Source organism: Pauljensenia sp. UMB10120, assembly GCF_030212035.1.
Lineage (GTDB): Bacteria > Actinomycetota > Actinomycetes > Actinomycetales > Actinomycetaceae > Pauljensenia > Pauljensenia radingae_A.
Map to the genome: position 1 here is coordinate 353,159 of NZ_JASODH010000001.1, position 20,537 is coordinate 373,695.

16 protein-coding genes are annotated in these 20,537 nt (G+C 59.1%); 5 read left to right on the forward strand and 11 right to left on the reverse strand.

The features are described 5' to 3' along the window. Positions 1 to 56 precede the first annotated feature (56 nt). Entirely contained in the window at positions 57 to 2,504 is a 2,448-nt protein-coding gene (locus tag QP093_RS01555) for a DNA gyrase/topoisomerase IV subunit A (protein ID WP_285014249.1), read from the forward strand. Here QP093_RS01555 and QP093_RS01560 read toward each other — a convergent pair. Genes QP093_RS01560 through QP093_RS01570 form a run of 3 tightly spaced genes read right to left on the reverse strand, consistent with a single transcriptional unit; the run spans position 2,501 to position 6,755 of the window. After that, positions 2,501 to 3,547, reverse strand: coding sequence for a GNAT family N-acetyltransferase (locus tag QP093_RS01560; RefSeq protein WP_070726565.1), 1,047 nt, complete (start codon positions 3,545 to 3,547; stop codon positions 2,501 to 2,503). The two genes, QP093_RS01555 and QP093_RS01560, sit on opposite strands and share 4 nt — an antisense overlap. Positions 3,548 to 3,564: 17 nt before the next feature. Next, the gene (locus QP093_RS01565; RefSeq protein ID WP_070726562.1) at positions 3,565 to 4,584 is read right to left on the reverse strand and encodes a GNAT family N-acetyltransferase; all 1,020 of its coding nucleotides are present in this window, start codon (positions 4,582 to 4,584) and stop codon (positions 3,565 to 3,567) included. A 50-nt stretch (positions 4,585 to 4,634) separates the two neighbouring features. After that, positions 4,635 to 6,755, reverse strand: a complete 2,121-nt coding sequence (locus QP093_RS01570) for a DNA gyrase/topoisomerase IV subunit B (RefSeq protein WP_092648512.1) — start codon at positions 6,753 to 6,755, stop codon at positions 4,635 to 4,637. Between the two features lie 105 nt (positions 6,756 to 6,860). Between QP093_RS01570 and QP093_RS01575 the strand changes: the two genes are divergently transcribed. After that, positions 6,861 to 7,076, forward strand: a complete 216-nt coding sequence (locus tag QP093_RS01575) for a DUF7455 domain-containing protein (protein WP_285014253.1) — start codon at positions 6,861 to 6,863, stop codon at positions 7,074 to 7,076. Here the strand turns inward: QP093_RS01575 and QP093_RS01580 are convergent. The 4 genes from QP093_RS01580 to QP093_RS01595 form a co-directional block, all read right to left on the reverse strand. Continuing rightward, the gene (locus QP093_RS01580; RefSeq protein ID WP_285014254.1) at positions 7,067 to 8,533 is read right to left on the reverse strand and encodes a Na+/H+ antiporter NhaC family protein; all 1,467 of its coding nucleotides are present in this window, start codon (positions 8,531 to 8,533) and stop codon (positions 7,067 to 7,069) included. The two genes, QP093_RS01575 and QP093_RS01580, sit on opposite strands and share 10 nt — an antisense overlap. Positions 8,534 to 8,558: 25 nt before the next feature. Further along, a complete protein-coding gene (locus tag QP093_RS01585) occupies positions 8,559 to 9,917 on the reverse strand; it encodes an alpha-L-fucosidase (RefSeq protein WP_285014256.1) in 1,359 nt (452 codons plus the stop codon). Between the two features lie 5 nt (positions 9,918 to 9,922). Beyond that, the gene (locus QP093_RS01590) at positions 9,923 to 11,446 is read right to left on the reverse strand and encodes an RNA polymerase sigma factor (protein WP_480295353.1); all 1,524 of its coding nucleotides are present in this window, start codon (positions 11,444 to 11,446) and stop codon (positions 9,923 to 9,925) included. Between the two features lie 63 nt (positions 11,447 to 11,509). After that, positions 11,510 to 11,896 carry a universal stress protein gene (locus QP093_RS01595; RefSeq protein WP_058236560.1) on the reverse strand — a complete coding sequence of 129 codons (387 nt, stop codon included), beginning with the start codon at positions 11,894 to 11,896 and terminating at the stop codon, positions 11,510 to 11,512. A gap of 67 nt (positions 11,897 to 11,963) precedes the next feature. On the opposite strand from QP093_RS01595, the gene QP093_RS01600 reads away from it, so the two are divergent. Further along, positions 11,964 to 13,004: a polyprenyl synthetase family protein gene (locus QP093_RS01600; RefSeq protein ID WP_285014260.1), complete on the forward strand. Its 1,041-nt coding sequence runs from the start codon at positions 11,964 to 11,966 to the stop codon at positions 13,002 to 13,004. On the opposite strand, the gene QP093_RS01605 is transcribed toward QP093_RS01600, so the two are convergent. After that, positions 12,988 to 13,338, reverse strand: a complete 351-nt coding sequence (locus QP093_RS01605; protein WP_285014261.1) for an Rv2175c family DNA-binding protein — start codon at positions 13,336 to 13,338, stop codon at positions 12,988 to 12,990. The genes QP093_RS01600 and QP093_RS01605 overlap by 17 nt on opposite strands. Before the next feature lie 93 nt (positions 13,339 to 13,431). Between QP093_RS01605 and pknB the strand changes: the two genes are divergently transcribed. Then, positions 13,432 to 15,408 (forward strand): Stk1 family PASTA domain-containing Ser/Thr kinase, encoded by a 1,977-nt coding sequence (gene pknB / locus QP093_RS01610; RefSeq protein WP_350309945.1) that lies wholly within the window; start codon positions 13,432 to 13,434, stop codon positions 15,406 to 15,408. Here pknB and QP093_RS01615 read toward each other — a convergent pair. From QP093_RS01615 to QP093_RS01625, 3 genes are read right to left on the reverse strand one after another with little or no spacing between them, the layout of a single operon-like run. Beyond that, a complete protein-coding gene (locus QP093_RS01615) occupies positions 15,405 to 16,754 on the reverse strand; it encodes a class II 3-deoxy-7-phosphoheptulonate synthase (protein WP_285014263.1) in 1,350 nt (449 codons plus the stop codon). The two genes, pknB and QP093_RS01615, sit on opposite strands and share 4 nt — an antisense overlap. 2 nt (positions 16,755 to 16,756) lie before the next feature. After that, entirely contained in the window at positions 16,757 to 17,974 is a 1,218-nt protein-coding gene (locus QP093_RS01620; RefSeq protein WP_285014265.1) for a pyrophosphate--fructose-6-phosphate 1-phosphotransferase, read from the reverse strand. Positions 17,975 to 18,012: 38 nt separating this feature from the next. Continuing rightward, positions 18,013 to 18,810, reverse strand: coding sequence for a lysophospholipid acyltransferase family protein (locus tag QP093_RS01625; protein WP_285014267.1), 798 nt, complete (start codon positions 18,808 to 18,810; stop codon positions 18,013 to 18,015). A 50-nt stretch (positions 18,811 to 18,860) separates the two neighbouring features. Between QP093_RS01625 and QP093_RS01630 the strand changes: the two genes are divergently transcribed. Beyond that, the gene (locus tag QP093_RS01630) at positions 18,861 to 20,528 is read left to right on the forward strand and encodes an exonuclease domain-containing protein (protein WP_285014269.1); all 1,668 of its coding nucleotides are present in this window, start codon (positions 18,861 to 18,863) and stop codon (positions 20,526 to 20,528) included. Positions 20,529 to 20,537 lie beyond the last annotated feature (9 nt).

A 20,537-nucleotide genomic window follows, 5' to 3' on the forward strand; every position in this document is an offset into this window, starting at 1 on the left:
CCTTGTTGCGGCGTGGGAAGCGTCTTTCCACAGGTGGTTCGCGGCACAATGCGAACATGCGACGCACGACCACGCCTCGTTTGGAGGACTTTGAAGAATCCATCTCTGAGATTGATGTCTCCGAAGAAATGCGGGGGTCGTTCCTCGAATACGCGTACTCGGTGATCTATGCGCGCGCACTGCCTGATGCCCGTGACGGACTCAAGCCCGTCCAGCGACGCATTCTGTACCAGATGGAACAGATGGGACTGCGGCCCGACAAGGGCCATGTCAAGTCTCAGCGCGTTGTGGGTGAAGTGATGGGTAAGCTCCACCCGCACGGAGATTCCGCTATCTACGACGCGCTGGTGCGTCTGGCGCAGTCGTTTAACCTGCGGGTTCCCCTCGTCGATGGTCACGGTAACTTCGGTTCACTCGATGACGGGCCGGCAGCCCCTCGATACACCGAAGCACGCCTGGCTCCTGCCGCGCTGGATCTGACGGCAGGCCTGGACGAGGACACCGTTGACTTCGTTCCCAACTATGACAACCAGTTCATGCAGCCGGACGTATTGCCCGCCGGTTTCCCACAGCTGCTTGTCAATGGCTCGTCCGGCATTGCCGTCGGCATGGCGACCAACATTGCACCGCACAATCTGGGTGAAGCTATTGCCGCGTGCATCTACCTGCTCGACAATCCGGATGCCACCGTCGATGACCTGATGCGCTACGTGCCCGGACCGGACTTGCCTGAAGGCGGCGTCATCGTAGGGTTGGACGGAATCCGCGAAGCCTACGAGACCGGTCGCGGATCTTTTAAGACCCGCGCGAAAGTGTCGATTGAACGTGTCACTGCCCGCAAGCGCGGACTGGTGATCACGGAGCTGCCCTACATGGTCGGCCCTGAACGTGTCATGGAGAAAATCAAGGACAGCGTTTCCTCTGGCAAACTCAAGGGAATTTCCGCGGTTCAAAACCTCACGGATCGTCACCACGGCTTGCGTCTGGTCGTTGAAATCAAAAATGGTTTCAACCCCGAGGCCGTCCTCATGCAACTGTACAAGCGCACGCCCCTGGAGGAATCGTTCGCTGTCAACGCCGTCGCGCTGGTACACGGGCAGCCTCAGACAATGTCGCTCAAGGCAATGCTGCAGGTCTTTATCGACCATCGCATCGAGGTCACCACGCGTCGCAGCCGCTTCCGCGTGGACAAATGGCAAGAGCGCCTGCACCTGGTTGAAGGCCTGCTGATCGCGATCGCCGATATTGATGACGTTATCGCCATTATCCGTTCATCCGACGACGTCGACTCAGCGCGCCAGCGCCTCATGATGGCCTTTGATCTGAGTGAAGCGCAGGCCAATTACATTCTGGAATTGCGCCTGCGACGCCTGACGAAATTCTCGCGCATCGAACTGGAAGCTGAGCGTGATGACTTGCGCGCGAAAATCGCTGAACTCGAAGAAGTCCTCGGCTCCGATGAGCTGCTGCGCGACATGGTCAAATCAGATCTGCAGGAAGTGTCCGCCCGCCTGAGCACTCCTCGGCGCACATTACTGCTCGCATCGGCCGGCGAGGGCGACACCGTTTTGGCTGCATCTGCTCCGCAGAGTGGATCATCATCTGCCCCTGCTCTTGAGATACCGGACGAGCCGTGCGTGGTGGTGCTGACGGCAACTGGCGGACTGGCCCGGGTGGAGGGCGGTGACGTGCTCGAACGCGGCGCGCGTGCCAGTTTCGATGGCTGGAAGATGCAGATCCCGACGACCACCCGCTCACAGGTGGCCGTGGTGATGAGCGATGGTGTTGCGCACCGCATCGATGTCGTGGACTTGCCCGGACTGCCGCGCTTTGACACCGGCTTGTCCTTCGCTGCGGCAACACCTGCCGGACTGCTTGTGCACTCTGAGGAAACGCCCGTTGGGTTGATCGATCCGACCGGCGACGCAATCATGGCGATGGGCACGGCGCACGGCGTGGTCAAGCGTCTGCGCCCTGACGTGCTGCAACGCGATTCGTGGGAGGTTATTTCGCTGGACGAGGGCGACCACCTGGTTGGCTTCGATGTGTGCGACGACTCAGACGAAATCGCATTCGTCACCTCAGATGCTCACTTGCTGCGCATCGATGCGTCGAAGGTACGTCCGCAGGGACGAACCGGCGGTGGTGTTGCTGGCATCAAGCTGGCAGCAGATGCCGAGGTGATCGGCTTATGGGTCGTTGCTGATCCGAGTGAAGCGTGCGTGGTCACGGTTGCGGGAGCTGAAGGCGCACTGCCCGGCACCGGTCAGACAACCGTCAAGGTCAGCCCCTTTGAGGTCTTCCCGATGAAGGGCCGCGGCACGCAAGGCGTTCGCGCGCACCGTTTCCTGCGTGGAGAAGCACGCCTGGACACTGCGTGGGTCGGGCCTCGCCCGCCTCGGGCAGCTTCAGCGAACGGTCAGCCCACGGACCTACCCGAGCTTGATGAGCGTCGCGACGGCTCCGGCCAGCCCATCAAGCACGCGATCGCAACAATCGGTTAGACATCCAAGGCGTACAGCCGAGATTCGCCCACCACGTGAAAACCAAGCCCGTCGTAGACGGCCAGTGCTCCTGAGTGGTTAGCCGATCCCAGTCCGGCTCCCGTCTTATCCATGTCGTCGTCTTTTTGCGCACGCATGGAGGCAATGATCAACGCCTCGACAACGCCGGCATTACGCCACTTTTCGAGCACTCCCATCTGGTCGATGTACCCTTCTGACCATCCCAGTGCCGCCCAGTCCTGTTCGTAGCGCGAGGCCAACAGGAAACCCGCCACCTGCGGGCGGTCACCTGAACGGTCGAGGGCGACAAACGACCACTGCGGCGCGAACGCGGTGCGCCCCATCAGCCACTGCTCCATTGACTGAGGGGGCCTCCCCCATTCCTGGTCAGCCAGACGGTTAGCGGCACGGCGAACCGGGTCCTCCCACATGTCATCCCACGGGGCGACCTGCAGGTAGGCGTTCAACTCCGGCATCTGCGGCACTGATTCCAAATCTGCGCGCAGTTCAAAATACGTGTTCGACCAGTGGTAGTCGAGTTCACGCAGGTGTTCCTCGAGTTCCTCGTGCCCCATATCCACGTGCGTCACGATACGACCGATGACATCACTGTCAGGCGTGTCCATGCCGGTTTCGACGTGCGGAACATGAACTCCCACGGGTTCATCGTCCGGTAATTCCTTGCGCTCCGCGAGGACACGGAGTATCTCGGTCGAGGTGCGGGTTTGCCATTCGATGAGCGAGCGGCCAATGCCTCGGCGGCGAAAATCCGGGTGAACGCCGCCCTGGCACACGCACTCAGGCACACCCACGAAACGCGTGGTGATAATCGAGAATGCGACATACGTGCCTGTCTCATTGAGCTCGCCAATGACGCCACGCCACTTGGACATGTTGGACAGCAACTCGACAATTTCGTCGAGGCTTGTGCGGTATGGAGGATCGTCGACACGCTCAATGCATGCAATCAGATCGGCCAGTGCGACAGCATGATCAGGCGTGAGAGCTCTCCATGTCACGATGTCCGAGTCGCGCTCAACCACTGCTGCCTCCTTCTGATCTAGTGCTCAATCGCATACACAACTTCCGCTCGCTCGTCCACGAACCCGTAATGCTCGTAGATCTCGTGAGCATGTGACGCGTTGTGTGTGTCCACATCCAGACCGAAACGCGTCATCCCCGCGCGGGACGCCGCCACGATCGCGGTGCGCAGCAGCAAGCCCGCCAAACCGTGCCCGCGGTGATCCGGGTTGACCCCTAACAGTGTCGCATACGCTTCCTTGCGTCCCTCCAGGACCCATCTCAGATCAGGCCTGCCAACAGTCAGATAGCCTGCAAGTTCACCGGAAGGGGAAAGCGCCAGGCATGACCATGATGGAACCAGTTCATCCATTGCCTCGTTCCACCACTGCTCGCGAAAATGCGGCCAGAAGTGAGCGGTAAAGACATCCATGTGGAGCGCTTTGACCTGTTCGGTCGGCACCGAGCCCCACGGAACAATCGTGTAGCCGTCGCGCGGGGTGGGCAGCTGCTCGGAGCCTTCAAGCTCGCGGTACATAAGCTGGAATGTGCGGCAGGCGTAATAGCCTGCGGCGATGTAGAGCCTACGGCGATCCGTCATATGCGAATCGACACCGTTGGCGATGTAGGCGGGCGCATCCGAATCGGCCCCGAAGTGTTCGACCAGCATCTGGCGGGCACGTGCGTCCTGCCAGTACAACAGTGAGCGGCCGATGCCTCGCCCTCGCCAATGCGGATGAACGAACGCGTTGACGATGGCTGTGGCCACGCCGTCGAGGTTACCCATGACACGAACAGATGCAATGGCAACAATCGTGCGCTGCGCATCCAATCCGACGATGACGTCCAGCCAGTCGGTTTCCGTGCAGCCGGCGATCATATCCGCAACGTCGCGAAGCGACGTGCGGTGGATGGCATGGTCATGATCTTCGATTTCGAGGATCAGTCGATACACGGCGGGACCGTCCTGAGGAAGAATCGAACGCCATCGAAGTCCCAAGTGAGGACCCGGGTAAGAAGCCTGTGCAGGTGGACAGACTCGATCAGCCAAACCAGTCATATCTCTACTTTACCGAGACTTCAGTCCTATTCAGAATCGGATGAGCTGGCTCACGCGTCAATTCGCTCACGATCAACCTGATGTGCACCCTCGACGATGAAGTCACGCCGCGGGGCAACCACCGACCCCATGAGCAATTCGAACACGTCCTCAGCTTCACGCAATGCCTCTTCGTCGGCCAGCGTGACACGTCGAAGGGAACGGTGACGCGGATCCATCGTGGTTTCAGCCAACTGGTCAGCATCCATCTCGCCCAGGCCCTTGTAACGCTGAATAGGTTCCTTCCATGTGCGCCGCACTTTCCTGAGCTCACGCAGTGTGCTGTGCAGTTCCTCTTCGGAATAGGTGTACACGTAATCTCGTGGCTTCTTGCCGTGTGCGGGCAGCTCGATGCGATGCAGCGGCGGCACGGCCGCGTACACTCGCCCGCTTTCCACCATCGGACGCATGTAGCGGAAAAAGAGCGTCAGGAGCAGCGTGCGGATGTGCGCGCCATCGACGTCCGCATCCGTCATGAGGATGACTTTGCCGTACCGTGCCTGGTCAATGTCGAATGTGCGGCCGGAGCCAGCACCGATGACCTGGATAATGTTCGCGCATTCAGCATTGGAGAGCATCTCAGCAGTCGATGCTTTCTGCGTGTTGAGGATCTTGCCACGAATGGGGAACAGTGCCTGGAAGCGTGAATCTCGCGCCGCTTTCGCGGTGCCCAGTGCCGAGTCGCCCTCGACGATGAACAGCTCGCAGTGCTCGACATCTTCGGAGCGGCAGTCTGCCAGCTTGGCAGGCAGGGACGATGTTTCAAGAGCGTTCTTGCGCCGCGAAATTTCCTTGTGAACACGCGCCGACACGCGCGCCTTCATCTCACCCACGACTTTCTCAGCCAGAGCCTGCACCTGTTGCTTCACGTCGCGCTTACTGGATTTCAACGTGGATTCCAGAGCGTCGGTCACCACGCGGTTGACGACGGTGCGGATCTGCGGAGTACCCAAAACTTCCTTGGTCTGGCCTTCAAATTGCGGCTCGGGGAATCGCACAGTCACCACAGCGGACAGCCCCGCCATGACATCGTCCTTCTCCAGGCGACCGTCCTTGGCCGTCACTTTCAGGCGGCGCGCGTTCTTCTCAACGTGGGCGCGCATCACTTTCAACAGTGCCTGGTCGAAACCGGCCAGATGAGTGCCGCCTTTCGGTGTGGCAATAATGTTGACGAAAGACTGCACCTGAGTGTCGTAGCCAATTCCCCACCTCAATGCGCAATCCACCTGGCAGGTGCGCTCCACTTCGACAGGTGCGAGGTGTCCGGTGTCAGGATCGAGTTGCTGGACGGTTTCGTTATAGGTTCCCTCGCCGGTGACATGCCACGTTGCAGTGACAGGCCCATCGGTGGAAAGCCAGTCAACGAAGTCAACGACGCCGCCGTCAAAACGGAATTCTTCGTGCAGCGGTTCGCCGTCCTCGTTAGTGGTGCGCTCATCCCAGCAGGCGATCGTCAGGCCGGGAACGAGGAACGCGGTCTGGCGTGCGCGGGCAATCAGGTTGTCCCACGAAAAGCCTTCAGAGGAAGGAAAGATCTGAAAATCTGCCCAGAAACGCACGCGCGTGCCTGTCACACCGCGCTTGACTTTACCGACAGTTTGCAGGCGCGAGGATTGCGTATAGGGGCTGAACGGTGAGTTCGGGGTGCGCTGGCGCGAATCATCAAACTCCCCTGGCTCGCCGCGTCTGAAGCACATCTGATAGGTCTTCGAGGAGCGGTCGACCTGCACATCCATACGTGCGGATAAGGCGTTGACGACAGATGCGCCCACGCCGTGCAAACCGCCGGACGAGGCGTAGGAGCCGCCGCCGAACTTACCGCCTGCGTGCAGCTTCGTGTACACCACTTCCACGCCGGACAAGCCAACTGACGGAACCGTGTCGACAGGGACGCCTCGACCATTGTCGTGGACGGATGCGGAATGATCCGGGTGCAAGCGCACTTCGATGCGGTCACAGTACCCTTCAAGCGCTTCATCGACTGCGTTATCGATGATTTCCCACAGGCAGTGCATCAACCCCCTGTGATCGGTGGATCCGATATACATGCCGGGGCGTTTGCGCACAGCTTCCAGTCCCTCCAGGACTGACAGGTGCCGTGCGGAATAGGTTGAAGCGTCTGAACTCACCACCCTATTTTAGGGTGCAGCACCGCAAGCTCCTGGATTGCACCGCCGAGATTGTGCCACTGGCGAAAGAAGATGCACGGCGAGCGACCGGTGTGCTGTGATGGAACCATGAACGCAGCGACACTGACACGACCAGACACGACGGAACCGACATTGCGCGCAGTAGACCGATGCGACGCATGCGGCGCCCGTGCATGGGTGCGCGTCACTATGGCCTCAGGGCCACTCCTGTTCTGCGCACACCACGCTCGCCTTCACATGGACGCCCTGCGGGATTCCGCACTGCGCATCGACGACGAGCGCCACCTGATGGATCAGTCCTGACGCTGCTTGACCTTCTTCGCACCGTAGAAACATCCGATACCGGTAATCGCCAGCAACGGTGCCACGATGAAGTTGGTGATCTGAAGGAACATGAACCCAACGTAGCTTGAATAGGCCACTCCAAGGGTTGCCACCATGTAGACCCCGGTTGTCGTCCAGGGAAGCATGGGCTCAATAAATGTCCCATAGTCCTCAATTGAACGCGACAGGACTTTTCGTGGAATTCCAGCCTCGTCGTATTTCGTTCCGAATGCATTACCGACAATAAAGGCCGTTGCATATTGGTTGGATGAGAAGCCGTTGATGAAAGCTGACGACAACAGTGACGCGATGATGACTCCAGATCGGCTTCGGATTCCTTTAAAGGCCTTGTGAACAACGGTTTCCATTGCATTGATAACGTCCATGGAACCAATGAACATAAATACGCTCAACGTGATAAGCACGGCAGATGCCATCGAGTACAAGCCGCCACGTTCAACGATTGCAAGTGCTTGCTCAGTCAGGTTTGTCCCGCCGTCCGCAAGCATGGTGCCTTCGAAACCTTTCATCAGTGTCTTGATGACGCTTGTGAATGACACTTTCTGAACGAACAGAGCGATCGGCACAGCGGACGCGATGGAGAACAGAAGCGTCGGGAGGGGTGGCTTGCGCCAGATTGCGCCCCCGATAATCACAAGGATGGGTATCAAAGCAAGGACGTTAAACGAAAATGATTCGGCCAGAGATTGGGCGACTGGTCCTGTCAGTTCGTCAATGTTGGCATCCTGACTTGCTGGCTGAACAAGGCCCAGGACACCGTAGAGCACGGCGGCAACGATGTATGACGGCCCTGTCGTATTCAGCATTGATCGGACGTGGTCATACACCGGTATGCCCGCGCCCATCGCTGCCATGTTCGTCGTATCCGACAGCGGCGACATCTTGTCACCGAAATAGGCTCCGCCAATGATTGCGGCTGCCAGAGGGCCCAGGTTTGCACCTGTGGCAACGCCGACGCTCATGACCACCACGCCAATTGTGCCGACTGACCCCCACGAAGTACCTGTTGCCAGTGAGAACACGGAGGTGATCAGGAATGCGACCAGATAGATCCACGTGGGATTAATGATGAGCATCCCGTAATACACCAGCATCGGGATGGTGCCGGATGCTGTCCACGATCCAATCAGGACGCCGATCGCCATCAACATCCAGATTGCCGGCAGGGCCGTACGGGTGCGTTCGGCCATCGCAGGAATAATGTCATCGAATGTATAACCCAAATAGAAAAGCAGGCACCACATGCACAGAGCGCCGCTCAAGAACGTGAATTCAAGTGGCCATGAATCCAAATCAAAGACCAATGGGCCAATGACCATTCCCCATAAAATCAGTACGACTAGGAGAATAATCGGTGCCAATGCATGCCAGAATTTCAGGGGCCGTTTGCGTTTCGGGGATATAGGGGTACTCATTCTTACTCCTTAGGGCACGCGACATTTACGCGTAAAATATACGAATTACCCCCGGACACTCATGAGCTCCACTCTCCGGCGCGCTGCATTTCAACGTGCTGCCATGAATGGAAATGTCGAGTTTTTGACCGCTTGTGTCGTCTTCGACTTTTAGAATCGAGCGTCCTAAAGGCATCAATATCGTAACTGACTCCCCTGCCCGATACAAATCAGCATCCACTAGACAATACACCACTGATTCTTTTGGATTGTGCGTCAACCAGGCCTCTTGATTTTCAGCAGTTTTCCATTCAGAAGTCGGAAGCGTGTCATAAATGGCTTTACCGTGCAGATCGAGCCACTCACCAATTTGGACTAAGCGTTCCTGTTGAATCACTGGGATTCTTCCGTCAGCTGTTGGTCCCACATTCAGCAGAAGATTACCGCCAGCGGAAACTGTTTGAGCCAGTAAAGTAACAAGCTGACGAGCTGTCGCATAATCTTCAATGTTTTCAGCCCTGTTGAATCCATATGATCCGCCGATTCCTCGGCTTTCTTCCCACGGGTGCCTGGTGCCGAATCCGTCAATATCCTGATATTCAGTTGAAAACACGTCACCGTGCCGGCCTGGCATTCCTTTGAACATGCGGTCGTTGACAACAACGTCCGCGCGATTAGGAGCTTGCGTGTACAACCATTGGAGCAGTTCGCGTGCATGTGAGTACTCTTCGGAAAGATCCCATTCGCCGCCATCAGTGTAGATAACCGAAGGCGAATAGCGTTCGTTGAGTTCTTTCCATTGAGGAATGAGGATTTCATCTGGATACTTGTCCTCATCTATACCAAACCGTTCGGCATCGCGCTGCGGAATGAAGAATCCTCCGTTAACCCTGTGGGACCGATGGGTTTCCCACTCAATCATGGAGTAGTACAGCCCCATCCGCATTCCGCGTTCCCGTACCGCCTGAGTCAGTTCCCCGAGTATGTCGCGGCGCGGACCCACCTCACCCGCATTCCACTCGTGTTTGTTCCGATTCGCCGTGGGCCACATGCAGAAGCCGTCATGATGCTTGGAAGTCAGCACCACATATCGGGCGCCAGCTCGAGCAAAAAGACCAGCCCATGCAGTCGGGTCAAAAAGCTCAGCGCGGAAATTCTGGACAAAATCCCGGTAAGTCGCATCCCCATACATGCGCTGGTGGAAGTCACCGTCAGCGTTACGGTACGGCCCATATACGCTTGCGTAATACCACTCAGCGTACGAGCCGAACTGTTCATTTGACAGTGTCCTCCACGCAGGGACAGAGAAGACGCCCCAGTGGATGAAAATCCCGAACTTAGCTGCTGAATACCATGCAGGAATCGGACGAGCATCAAGCTCATCCCACGTCTGAAACGCAGTCATGCGTCCTAGTCTAGATAATCACGCAGCACTTGTGAGCGGGACGGGTGACGCAGCTTGGACATCGTCTTGGATTCGATCTGACGGATACGTTCACGCGTCACGCCGTACACCTTACCGATTTCGTCCAGAGTCTTCGGCTGGCCGTCACCCAGTCCGAAGCGCATCGACACGACGCCAGCTTCACGCTCCGACAACGTATCGAGGACGCGGTGGAGCTGTTCCTGCAGCAGCGTGAAGGAAACGGCATCGGCTGGAACGACCGCTTCGGAGTCTTCAATGAGGTCTCCGAATTCTGAGTCGCCATCTTCACCCAGAGGTGTGTGCAGTGAAATCGGCTCACGACCGTACTTCTGAACCTCGACAACCTTCTCCGGCGTCATATCCAGCTCTTTGGCCAATTCTTCCGGGGTAGGTTCGCGGCCCAGATCCTGCAGCATCTGACGCTGGACGCGGGCCAGCTTGTTGATGACTTCCACCATGTGAACCGGGATGCGGATCGTGCGCGCCTGGTCAGCCATCGCTCGGGTGATAGCCTGACGGATCCACCACGTGGCATACGTGGAGAACTTATAGCCCTTCGTGTAATCGAACTTCTCGACCGCACGGATCAGACCGAGGTTTCCTTCCTGGATCAGATCCAGGAACTGCATCCCACGGCCCGTGTATCGCTTGGCCAGTGAGACCACCAGACGCAAATTAGCTTCCAGCAGGTGGTTCTTGGCGTTCTGGCCGTCCTGTGCAATGAAGTGGAGCTCACGACGCGCCTTCGACGTCATCGTGTCCGACTCGTTCTTGAGCTTGTATTCGGCGTACAGGCCGGCTTCAATGCGCCGTGCCAGGTCCACCTCCTGCTCCGCGTTCAGCAGGGAGACTTTACCGATCTGCTTGAGGTAGTCCTTGACCGGATCGGCAGTAGCGCCTGCCACGGTGACTTTCTGGACAGGCTCATCGGTCTCATCAGAGTCGGATACGACAAACCCGCCGCGCGTATGGATGCCCTGAGAGGTGCGCTCCCGCAGATCCGCGGCAGCCCCTTTCGCGTCGTCCTCGTCCTCCTCTTCAGGCTCATTGTCTGATTCGGATGAATCGTCCGAATCATCATCCGCCTCATCGACGTCGATTTCTTCCTCGTTGCTCAGATCAATGTTCGAGTCATCAATGTCGTCATCTTCAGGCATCTCTTCTTCTTCGTCGTGCGCCTGAACCGATTTCCTGGGCTTCTCATTGGTCTTCTTGATGGCGGTGCGCTTCGACGTTGTGGACTTCCTGGCAGCGCTCTTACGGGTCGTCGTCTTCTTCGCAGTCGCGTGCTTCTTAGTCGTCTTCTTCGCAGTCGCGGGCTTTTTAGCGGTCGCTGACTTCTTAGCAGTTGTCGTCTTTTTGGCAGTTGTGCTCTTTTTTTTCTTTGCGGTCGACTTCGACTGAGGCGCGGCCTTCTTCGAGTCGCTTGACGCGGCCGTTTCGGCCGTTGCCTTCTTGGGGCGGGTTGCGCTCACGCTGATTCCCTTCCTCAGATCTGCTTCATACACTGGTGTGAAAGAACCTGAACCATTATAATCCGTCCCCGACAAAACGCCCGTTGGACACAATAATCACCGATGTGTAGTGGTCGTTACCACTGGGCACGGGGCATCCAGCAAGATGCGCGAGGCATTCGGGCCGACCGTGGTGCGCCCGGACCCGCCCGGCCGAAGCCCCAGCACAATCAAGTCGGCCGAAATTTCCTCTGCCGCATCCAAGACCGCGTCGGCTACTTCCTGCTCATGCTGCGTGTGGCGGATTTCAAAGGGAATGTCGGCATGGCGCAGATGCGACCACAACAGCTCCTCGGCATCTTCAGCGGTGCGGGCGTCATCTTCACTTTCTCGACGTGCCAACACCACGACCACAGATGTACGCCTGACATCAGCGAGCCTCAACGCTTCCTGCAAAGCTGCTTCCGATTCACGGTTACCGTGATAGCTCAACACAATTGCCATATCGGTCAATCCTTTGTTCCAGCGGATGTTTGTATCTTAGAAGCACTTCATTCGATACGCTTGGCGCATGGAGAATCTCACAGTAGGCGACATGGTGGAGCGCATTGGAGACCACACCCAAGCCGCGCTCACCGACCTGATCAACACCCTCGGCCCCACCCAGGAGCCGGCTGACGCCCTCGTTACTGCCGCACGTGACGCCATCGCAGGTGGGAAGCGTTTGCGTGGCCTGTGGGTCATGTTGGGGTATGCGCTCGCCACTGGTCGCGCGTGGGGTGACTGTGATGATTCGATTGCGCGCCTGGCAGGTGCCGCCGAGCTCTACCAAGCGTCCGCACTGGCTCACGACGATCTGATCGACCATGCACAGACTCGACGAGGGCGCCCCACCGCTCACGTTGTTTTCGCGCAGATGCATCGAGACCAGGGGTGGACCGGGGATGCCGGCGAATTTGGAACAGCTGGCGCACTTCTGGTGGGCGATTTCCTGCTCTCGGCCGCTGACTTTACGGCGACACGGGTTGCGAATCCAGCCGTGTTACGCCAGCTCACGCTCATGCATGCTGAAGTCGCCCTCGGCCAGTACCTCGATATCGTCAACGAGCAGCCGGCACTGGACCATTTCGACCTGGACGTCATCATGGAAGTTATCCGCCGCAAGTCAGCACGCTACTCGGTTGTGCACCCCACGGTCCTCGGATTGCTTGCCGGCGGCCGGGCAGACATGGTCGAAGCAGTGCAGCGCGTCATCGAACCGTGGGGCATTGCGTTCCAACTGCGCGACGATGAGCTCGGAGTGTTCGGTGACCCCCAGACCACCGGAAAACCGGCAGGCGGAGACCTGATCGAAGGTAAACGAACGGCACTGCTGGCTTTGACATGGGAGCACGCATCAGCCGAGCAGCGCCATGCGATCGCCACACTGATTGGCAGCCCCGACGGCGTAATCGATCTTCAAGGCATCATCGAGCAGGTCGGGCGACAGCCCCACGAACAGCTTATTGACACAGTGACGCAGCAGGGGCGCGATGCACTGGCCGCACTTGGTGAGCACTCGCGCACACTCCTGAGCGAAATGGAGCCGATGCTGACTACCAGGCGAGCATAGAGGCGATGGCGTTCACCCTGTGCTGACGCCCTTCGAGGAGGGCCTGCATCGGAGTCTGACCCAGCTCAGCTTCGGGCGTATACAGCCAGGCCACAGCTTCCTGGGGGCTGAAGCCGCCATCAGCCAGCACGGTCAGCGTGCCGGGCAGCGTGTCCAGCGGCTCCCACTTGCCTTCGGACTTGACGATGATCTCGCGCGGAATGGCAGGTTTGCCGTCTTCTCCGGGCACCGTGAACAGGATGCGGTCACGCACCAGTTGCTTGATTCGGCGCGGTTCAATACCCAGCAGTTGTGCAGCATCGTCCACGCTGATGAGGTCAGTAGGCTCGTTCATGGTCGCTAGCCTAGATGATCGTGCGGCCTTTGGGTGGCGTCTCATCGGGCGCGCCGCAGTCGTATGTAGCCGGCATCCCGTACAATCCAAGACGTGAGTACCAGAAACACAGATGAGAAAGCGTCGTCAGAACCTGACGCGCCATCTTCTGATACCCACGAAACAGTGACTGACCCGCTCATCGGGATGCTCGTCGACCAGCGCTACCGCATCGACCGCAAACTTGCGCGCGGCGGGATGGCAACTGTTTACATCGCGCACGATGAGCGACTGGACCGTCCCATCGCCCTGAAAGTCATGCATCCGCACCTGGCAGAGTCCGCCGACTTCGTCGCCCGCTTCAGACGCGAAGCCCGCGCCGCTGCACGCATCATCCATCCCGGCGTTGTCTCCGTTTTTGACCAGGGCATCGTGCACGGGCAGGGATTCCTCGTCATGGAACTCGTGAGCGGTCCGAATCTACGCACGCTGCTCAACTCGCAGGGCGCCTTCACTCTCTCGCAGGCACTGCGCTACACGCAGGAAATCCTTGACGCTCTGCACGCCGCGCATCGTGTCGGCGTTGTCCACCGCGACATGAAACCGGAAAACGTCCTCATCTCTGAGGACTCGCACGTGCGCGTCACAGACTTCGGCCTGGCACGTGCGGCATCCGAAGTATCGATGTCCACCACTGGTTCCATGCTCGGCACCGTCGCCTACATGGCTCCTGAAATTGCAACCACCGGTCACACCGATGCGCGCACCGACATCTACTCCGTTGGCATGATGCTCTACGAGATGGTCGTGGGCCACGTGCCCTGGGATGGCGCGCCCGCCATGAAAATGGCGTACTCCCATGTCAACGAGGATGTTCCCTCCCCATCTGAAGAGTGTTCGTGGCTTCCTACCGAGATCGATGAACTGGTCGCCACGCTCGCTGCCCGCGACCCGGCAGAACGTCCCCGGGATGCGCGCGACGCACTGGAACTGGTGGCACGGGTGCGCGCCTCCCTGCCGTCCGATCTTGCCGAGCGTCGCGCCGATGTCCAGCCGGTGCAGTCCGGCCAGCCCACGGCACCCATCGAGTTTCACGCGGTCACGACAGCGCTACCTGGCGGCGTCCTCACGCCCTCGTCACAAACCGTCGTCAAAGCATCGGGATCGCTGCCGCGTACCGACCGGCCACACAAGAAGTCGCGTTCGCGTTTGAAAACCGTCATCGCTCTGCTGGCCGTGCTGCTGATCGTCGGATCGGGTGGCGGCTGGTGGTGGTGGAGCCAGTACGGGCCAGGATCCTATCTGACGATGCCGCAAACTGACGGCCGCGCCGTCAAAGCCGTTCAGTCAGAACTCGAAGCTCTGGGATTATCGTCCACGCTCAATGAAGAATTTTCAGATGACGTCAAGAACGGGTTGATCATTCGATCCGATCCGGCCAGCGGGTCGCAGATCCATAAGGACGGCGAGGTCTCCCTCGTCGTTTCCAAAGGTGTGGATATGCGCGCTGTGCCGCAACTGGTAGGCCTGAGTGCGGACCAGGCTCGTGGGGCACTGACCAACGCCGGATTGGCCGCAGGGACAGTGAGCGAGGAATACTCAGATTCCGTTGCCAAGGGACAGGTGATCTCACAATCAGAGGAGGCTGCCGCACAGGTGCGCCACGACACGGCGGTTGATTTCGTCGTGTCGAAAGGTCGTGAGCCGATCACGGTTCCAGACCTAGCGGGAATGACTGGCGAGGAGGCGCGCGCTGCCGTTGAAGAAGCGGGCCTGGCTGCTGAATCCACATCGCAACATTCGGACACCGTGCCCGAAGGCCAGATCATTTCTCAGTCAGCTGAGGCCGGATCGACATTGCTGCGCGGTGACACGCTGTCATTTGTTGTCTCGGAAGGTCCCGAACTGGTCGAGGTTCCCGACCTGGTGGGCAAGCAGCTCGATCAGGCTGAAAAGACGCTGCGCGATGCCGGGTTCAAAGTGGAGGTCAACAAGATCCTCGGCGGCATTTTCGGCACCGTGCGCTCCACCGACCCCGGGAGCGGACAGATGATCCCGAAGGGATCGACTGTCACGATCACCGTTGTCTAGCGCAGCAGTTCAGCCACCTGGAACGCCATTTCCAGGGATTGCTGGTGGTTGAGGCGCGGATCAACCAGGGTTTCGTAGCGGTCCTTGAGGGACTGTTCATCCAGATGCTCGGAGCCGCCGATAATTTCAGTGACGTCATCACCGGTGAGCTCCACATGGATGCCGCCGGGAACTGTTCCGGCTGCGTCGTGAACCTCGAAGAACCCGCGTACCTCGTCCATGATCGTTTCGAACTGGCGGGTCTTCAGGCCTGTTGAGGACGTGATCGTGTTACCGTGCATCGGGTCGGTTGTCCAGATCACCGGACGGCCATCAGTTTTCACCGCTTCCACAAGAGGTGGAAGCGCATCGCGAATATGTTTCGACCCCATGCGGGCGATGAACGTCAATCGTCCAGGTTCGCCGTCAGGATTGAGGCGGTCGATCAGTGCAATGGCCTCTTCAGGGGTTGTGGTCGGCCCCAGCTTCACCCCCAGAGGATTGCGCACATGTGAGAGCAGCTCGACGTGCGCGCCTTGCGGGTCTCGCGTGCGCTCCCCCACCCACAGGAAGTGGCCGGACGTGTCGTACAGGTCGCCGGTTCGTGAATCTACGCGCGTCATCGCTGCTTCATATTCGAGCAGCAACGCTTCGTGGGAGGAGAACAGGTCGACCTGTCGCAGCGACTCGAAGTCAGCTCCGGCTGCCTCCATGAACTTCACGGCGCGATGGATCTCCGAGGCCAGCGATTCGTAGCGCGCATACGCCGGGTTGGACGTGAAGCCGCGGTTCCAGTGGTGGACCAAGCGCAGATCAGCGTAGCCACCTTTCGTGAAGGCGCGAATCAGGTTGAATGTGGCGGCAGCATGCTGGTAGGTGCCCAGCAGTCGACCGGGGTCGGGTGTGCGCGCCTCTTCGGTGAATTCAAACGAGTTCACCGCATCGCCGCGATACGACGGCAGGGTCACGTCACCGCGCTTTTCGATATCCGATGAACGAGGCTTGGCGTACTGCCCTGCGATACGGCCAATTTTAATGACCGGCAGCGAGGCTCCATACGTCAGGACAACGGCCATCTGCAGGATCGTCTGGATCTTGAGGCGAAGGTGATCAGCAGTGGACTCTGCGAAGGTTTCCGCGCAGTCACCACCAGTGAGCACAAAAGCTTCGCCGCGTCCGGCAGCGGCCAGTTCGTCACGCAGGTCATCCACCTCGCCAGCAAAGACGAGGGGCGGGCGACTGCGCAGTTCAGCGGTCACCGCGCGCAGCGCGTGTTCATCTGGATAGTGCGGTTGCTGGAGGGAGGGATACTGTCTCCACGTATTCCACCCTCCAGCAACCGGTTCGAGCTCTTCAGGCTGTCGCATACTTACATCTGCGTCGGCGCCAGTGGCTGTCCGATACGATCCATCAGATCAACGAACCACTGCTGGGAGATATCGAAGGGCTTGCCACCCTTGATGCGCGGAAAGGCGATGGCGCACAGACGATCGTCGTTTTCCTCATCGTGACCGATCACGCCGGATTCGCCGCGCAGTGCGCACTCGACGGCAAGGTCTGTCATCGACTGGATCAGACGCAGGTCGTCCTGGTTTGCGCGAGCTGAACGTGAGAAGTATCCGGACTTTTGTACCATGACCTTCTCAGCTCCCAGTCGGTCAGCAAACTGCTTGGCGAACCACTGTCCGGGGTTGATTTCATCAAGGCGCACATGACCGAACGGGTCGCGCGCCACTTCTTCGCCACGTTCTTCCATTTCAGCGACGATTTCACGCACGCCGGCTCCTTCAGACAGGAAGATATTGACATTGCCCTGCTTGTCCATGATGGCGCGCAGGCGGTCGGCTTCCTCGTCAAGGTCGATTGCCATTTCAGGAACGAAGATCGCGTGGATTGACCAGTGTTCCTTGCTCAGTCCCAGCGACGGCACCCATTCCTGCTGGTCGAGCCACTCGGTGTACTTGCGTGAAGCGGCTGCTGTCAGCCATCCGCAGTTACGGCCCATGACCTCGTGGATGATCAGCATGCGTGGTCCCACTCGGTTCTCACCGATGATGTTCTGCGCGAAGATCGAGGCCTGCTCAGCGGCGGTCCAGGCGCCCAGTGACTGACGGATCGGAACCACGTCGTTGTCGATGGTCTTCGGCAGGCCGACAACCGTCAAGTCGTAGTCGTGATCGTGCAGATACTGCGCCAGATCGGCGGCGGTCGTGTTCGTGTCGTCACCGCCAATGGTGTGCAGAACGTCAACATGGTCCTTGCGCAGCTGCTCGGCCGCAACCTGAAGCGGGTCGTCGCCTTCCTTGACCAGGCCACGCTCGACCAAGTTCTTCGCATTGGTCAACTTGACGCGCGAGTTGCCGATCGGTGAACCGCCGAAACGGTGAAGGATGCCGGCCTTCCTGCGGGCCTCCTCGTCGACGACAACGTAGTTGCCAGTCAGCAGCCCGTGGTAGCCGTGCTGGTACGCGATGATTTCAATGGACGGATCAATATCGGTATAACGCTGGATGAGCCCACCAACAGCCGACGACAGGCACGGGGCAAAACCACCAGCAGTGAGCAAAGCTACTCGACGAACCGACATGGCACAAACACCTTTCAGACGATGAAAACTGAACGTCTCTAGTCTACGGGATCGTCAGATGAATCCTCTGGGCGTTTCGGCACAGACACGTCGGGAGCCGTGCGCCCGCCCGGACCTGTCCGACCGTTCGAGGGCACAGGCCCATCAAAATTCCCCTCCTGCGCGAGCTGCGCTTTCCGGTCGGCTGCGTACATGTCAACGTATTCCTGGCCCGACAGCAGCATGATGTTGTACATGATTTCATCGGTGATAGCGCGCAGAACGTAGCGGTCTCGGTCAAGTCCGCGGTAACGCGAAAAGTCGAGCGGCTCACCAATGACCATTCCGATGTTTTCACGCGAAGGGATCCGCTGCCCAATGGGTTGCGCATCGTGCGTGCCGATCATGGCCACTGGGATGACCGGCGCCCCGGAAATCAGTGTTAAACGGGCCACACCTGTCTTACCGCGGTAAAGACGCCCGTCAGGGCTGCGGGTCCCCTCGGGATAGATACCGAACAGTTCCCCTTCCTTCAGGCGGTCTACACCGGCCTGCAGCGCGGCTTCCGACGCTCGCCCACCAGAGCGGTCAACTGGGATCGTGCCGACTGCGCGCATGAACTCCTTGGTAGCCCATCCTTTGAAACCGGTGCCGGTAAAGTAGTCGGCCTTCCCCATGAACACCACTTCGCGGTCAATCATGAGCGGCAGAAACACTGAATCCCACACAGCGTTGTGGTTAGACGCCAAAATCGCGGGCCCCTCGCTGGGGATATTCTCCTCTCCGCGAATCCACGGTTTGTATGCGGTGCGAAGAATCGGACCACCGGCAAATTTCAATGTCTGATAGAAAGCCACGAATCCTCCTGGCATCTGCGATGGGCAATCAACCGACTAGGATCCACTGTATGACGATTTCGACTCATCCGGCTCAAGATGGCCATGGCGAGGTCGACCTTCATCCTCACTCCCCGGTTGCACGCCGTTTGGCTGAAGCTGTTCCCGTTGGAGTCCAGGTTGGCCTCGACCAGCTGGGCACGCCGCTGGATGAGGCAACGTGGATCGTCGTTGACTTAGAGACTACCGGCATCGGGACACGCAGCGCCATCACAGAAATCGGCGCTGTCAAAGTGCACGGTCGGCGCATCACCGACCAGTTTCACACCCTGGTCAATCCAGACCAGCCCATCCCAGCGTCCATCACTGCTCTGACCGGCATCAGCGATGAGTCGGTGGCGCAGTGCCCACTGATAACAGACGTCTATCCACAGTTTCACCAGTGGGCAGATTTTGACGAGCAGCCCATCATTGTCGCCCACAACGCACGTTTCGACGTCGGCTTCCTGCGCCGCGCCGCCAATGCGTGTGACATGACGTGGCCGCGCATCCGCATCGTTGACACCCTGGCTCTGGCACGCCTCGCACTCCCCCGCCCCATGATCAGCAACCACAAGCTGGGAACCCTTGCTGCGCATTTTGGTGTCAGCGACTACGACGCGCATCGCGCACTCGGCGACGTACTGGCGACCGTGCAGGTATTCCACGGTTTGTGCAACCTGGTCAGCAAGTCCGGCGCATCAACAGTGGAGGATCTGGTCACACTCGGGCGCCCCGTTTCCCCACGCACACGTCAAAAATCCACACTCGCTGATTCTCTGCCGCAAACACCGGGCACCTACCGTTTCGTCGATGATGCCGGCGGAACGCTGTACGTCGGCTCTGCCCGCAATATCCGCTCACGCGTACGCACCTACTTCACGGCAAGTGAGACGCGCCGGAAGGTCCGACGAATGCTGGCGGTCGCCACCGGCGTAGAGGCTCAATCCACTTCTACTGAACTTGAGGCACGCGTGGAGGAACTGCGTCTGATCCGCACCCTGTCTCCCCTGTTCAACTCCGCCTCGCGCCGTCAAAAAGCCACGCACTGGGTGGTACGGCGCCACGATCGTTTTGAATGCGTGCCGGTGATTGAATCGCACGAAGCCCTCGACGCCCTCGGACCGTATTCGACGCACGCATCTGCACGTGAGGCGATCGACGCACTCCAACAGGCAGGTGCCGACGCGATGGATTGTGACGAGTGCAGCGTCATCGATGCGTTGAATGAGCAGATGAATCAGGCTGCAAGCGATGAGCATTTTGAGCGTGCTGCACGTCTGCGCACCCTGCTCGGAACGTATATTCGCGGCATTGAGCAGCAGAGAATTGTCCGGGCGCTCGGGCTGGCTCGGCGGGCCGTATGGGCGCACCATCGCAGTGAAGGCGGATGGGAGATCGCGCTGACTTCATTCGGGCGCCTGGTACGCGTCGCGGTCTCGCCGCCGGGTACGTCACCGTTGCCGTGGGTGGAGATGCTCCATGACGAGGATGTCCCCGCTCGCCCAGACGTGTTTCTTGCGGGAACGACGTGGGAGGAGACGCGAGTGCTGTACCGCGATCTGACCAGGCCGGGAGCACGCCTGATTGAATGGGATGGGGTCGTGCCGCTCGGTTCGACGTGGACGTCACCGCTTCGACGCGACACGCTCATCCGCGCCGTTGGACAGGCCAGACGTCCAGAGACCACAATGAACTAGGAACCTACA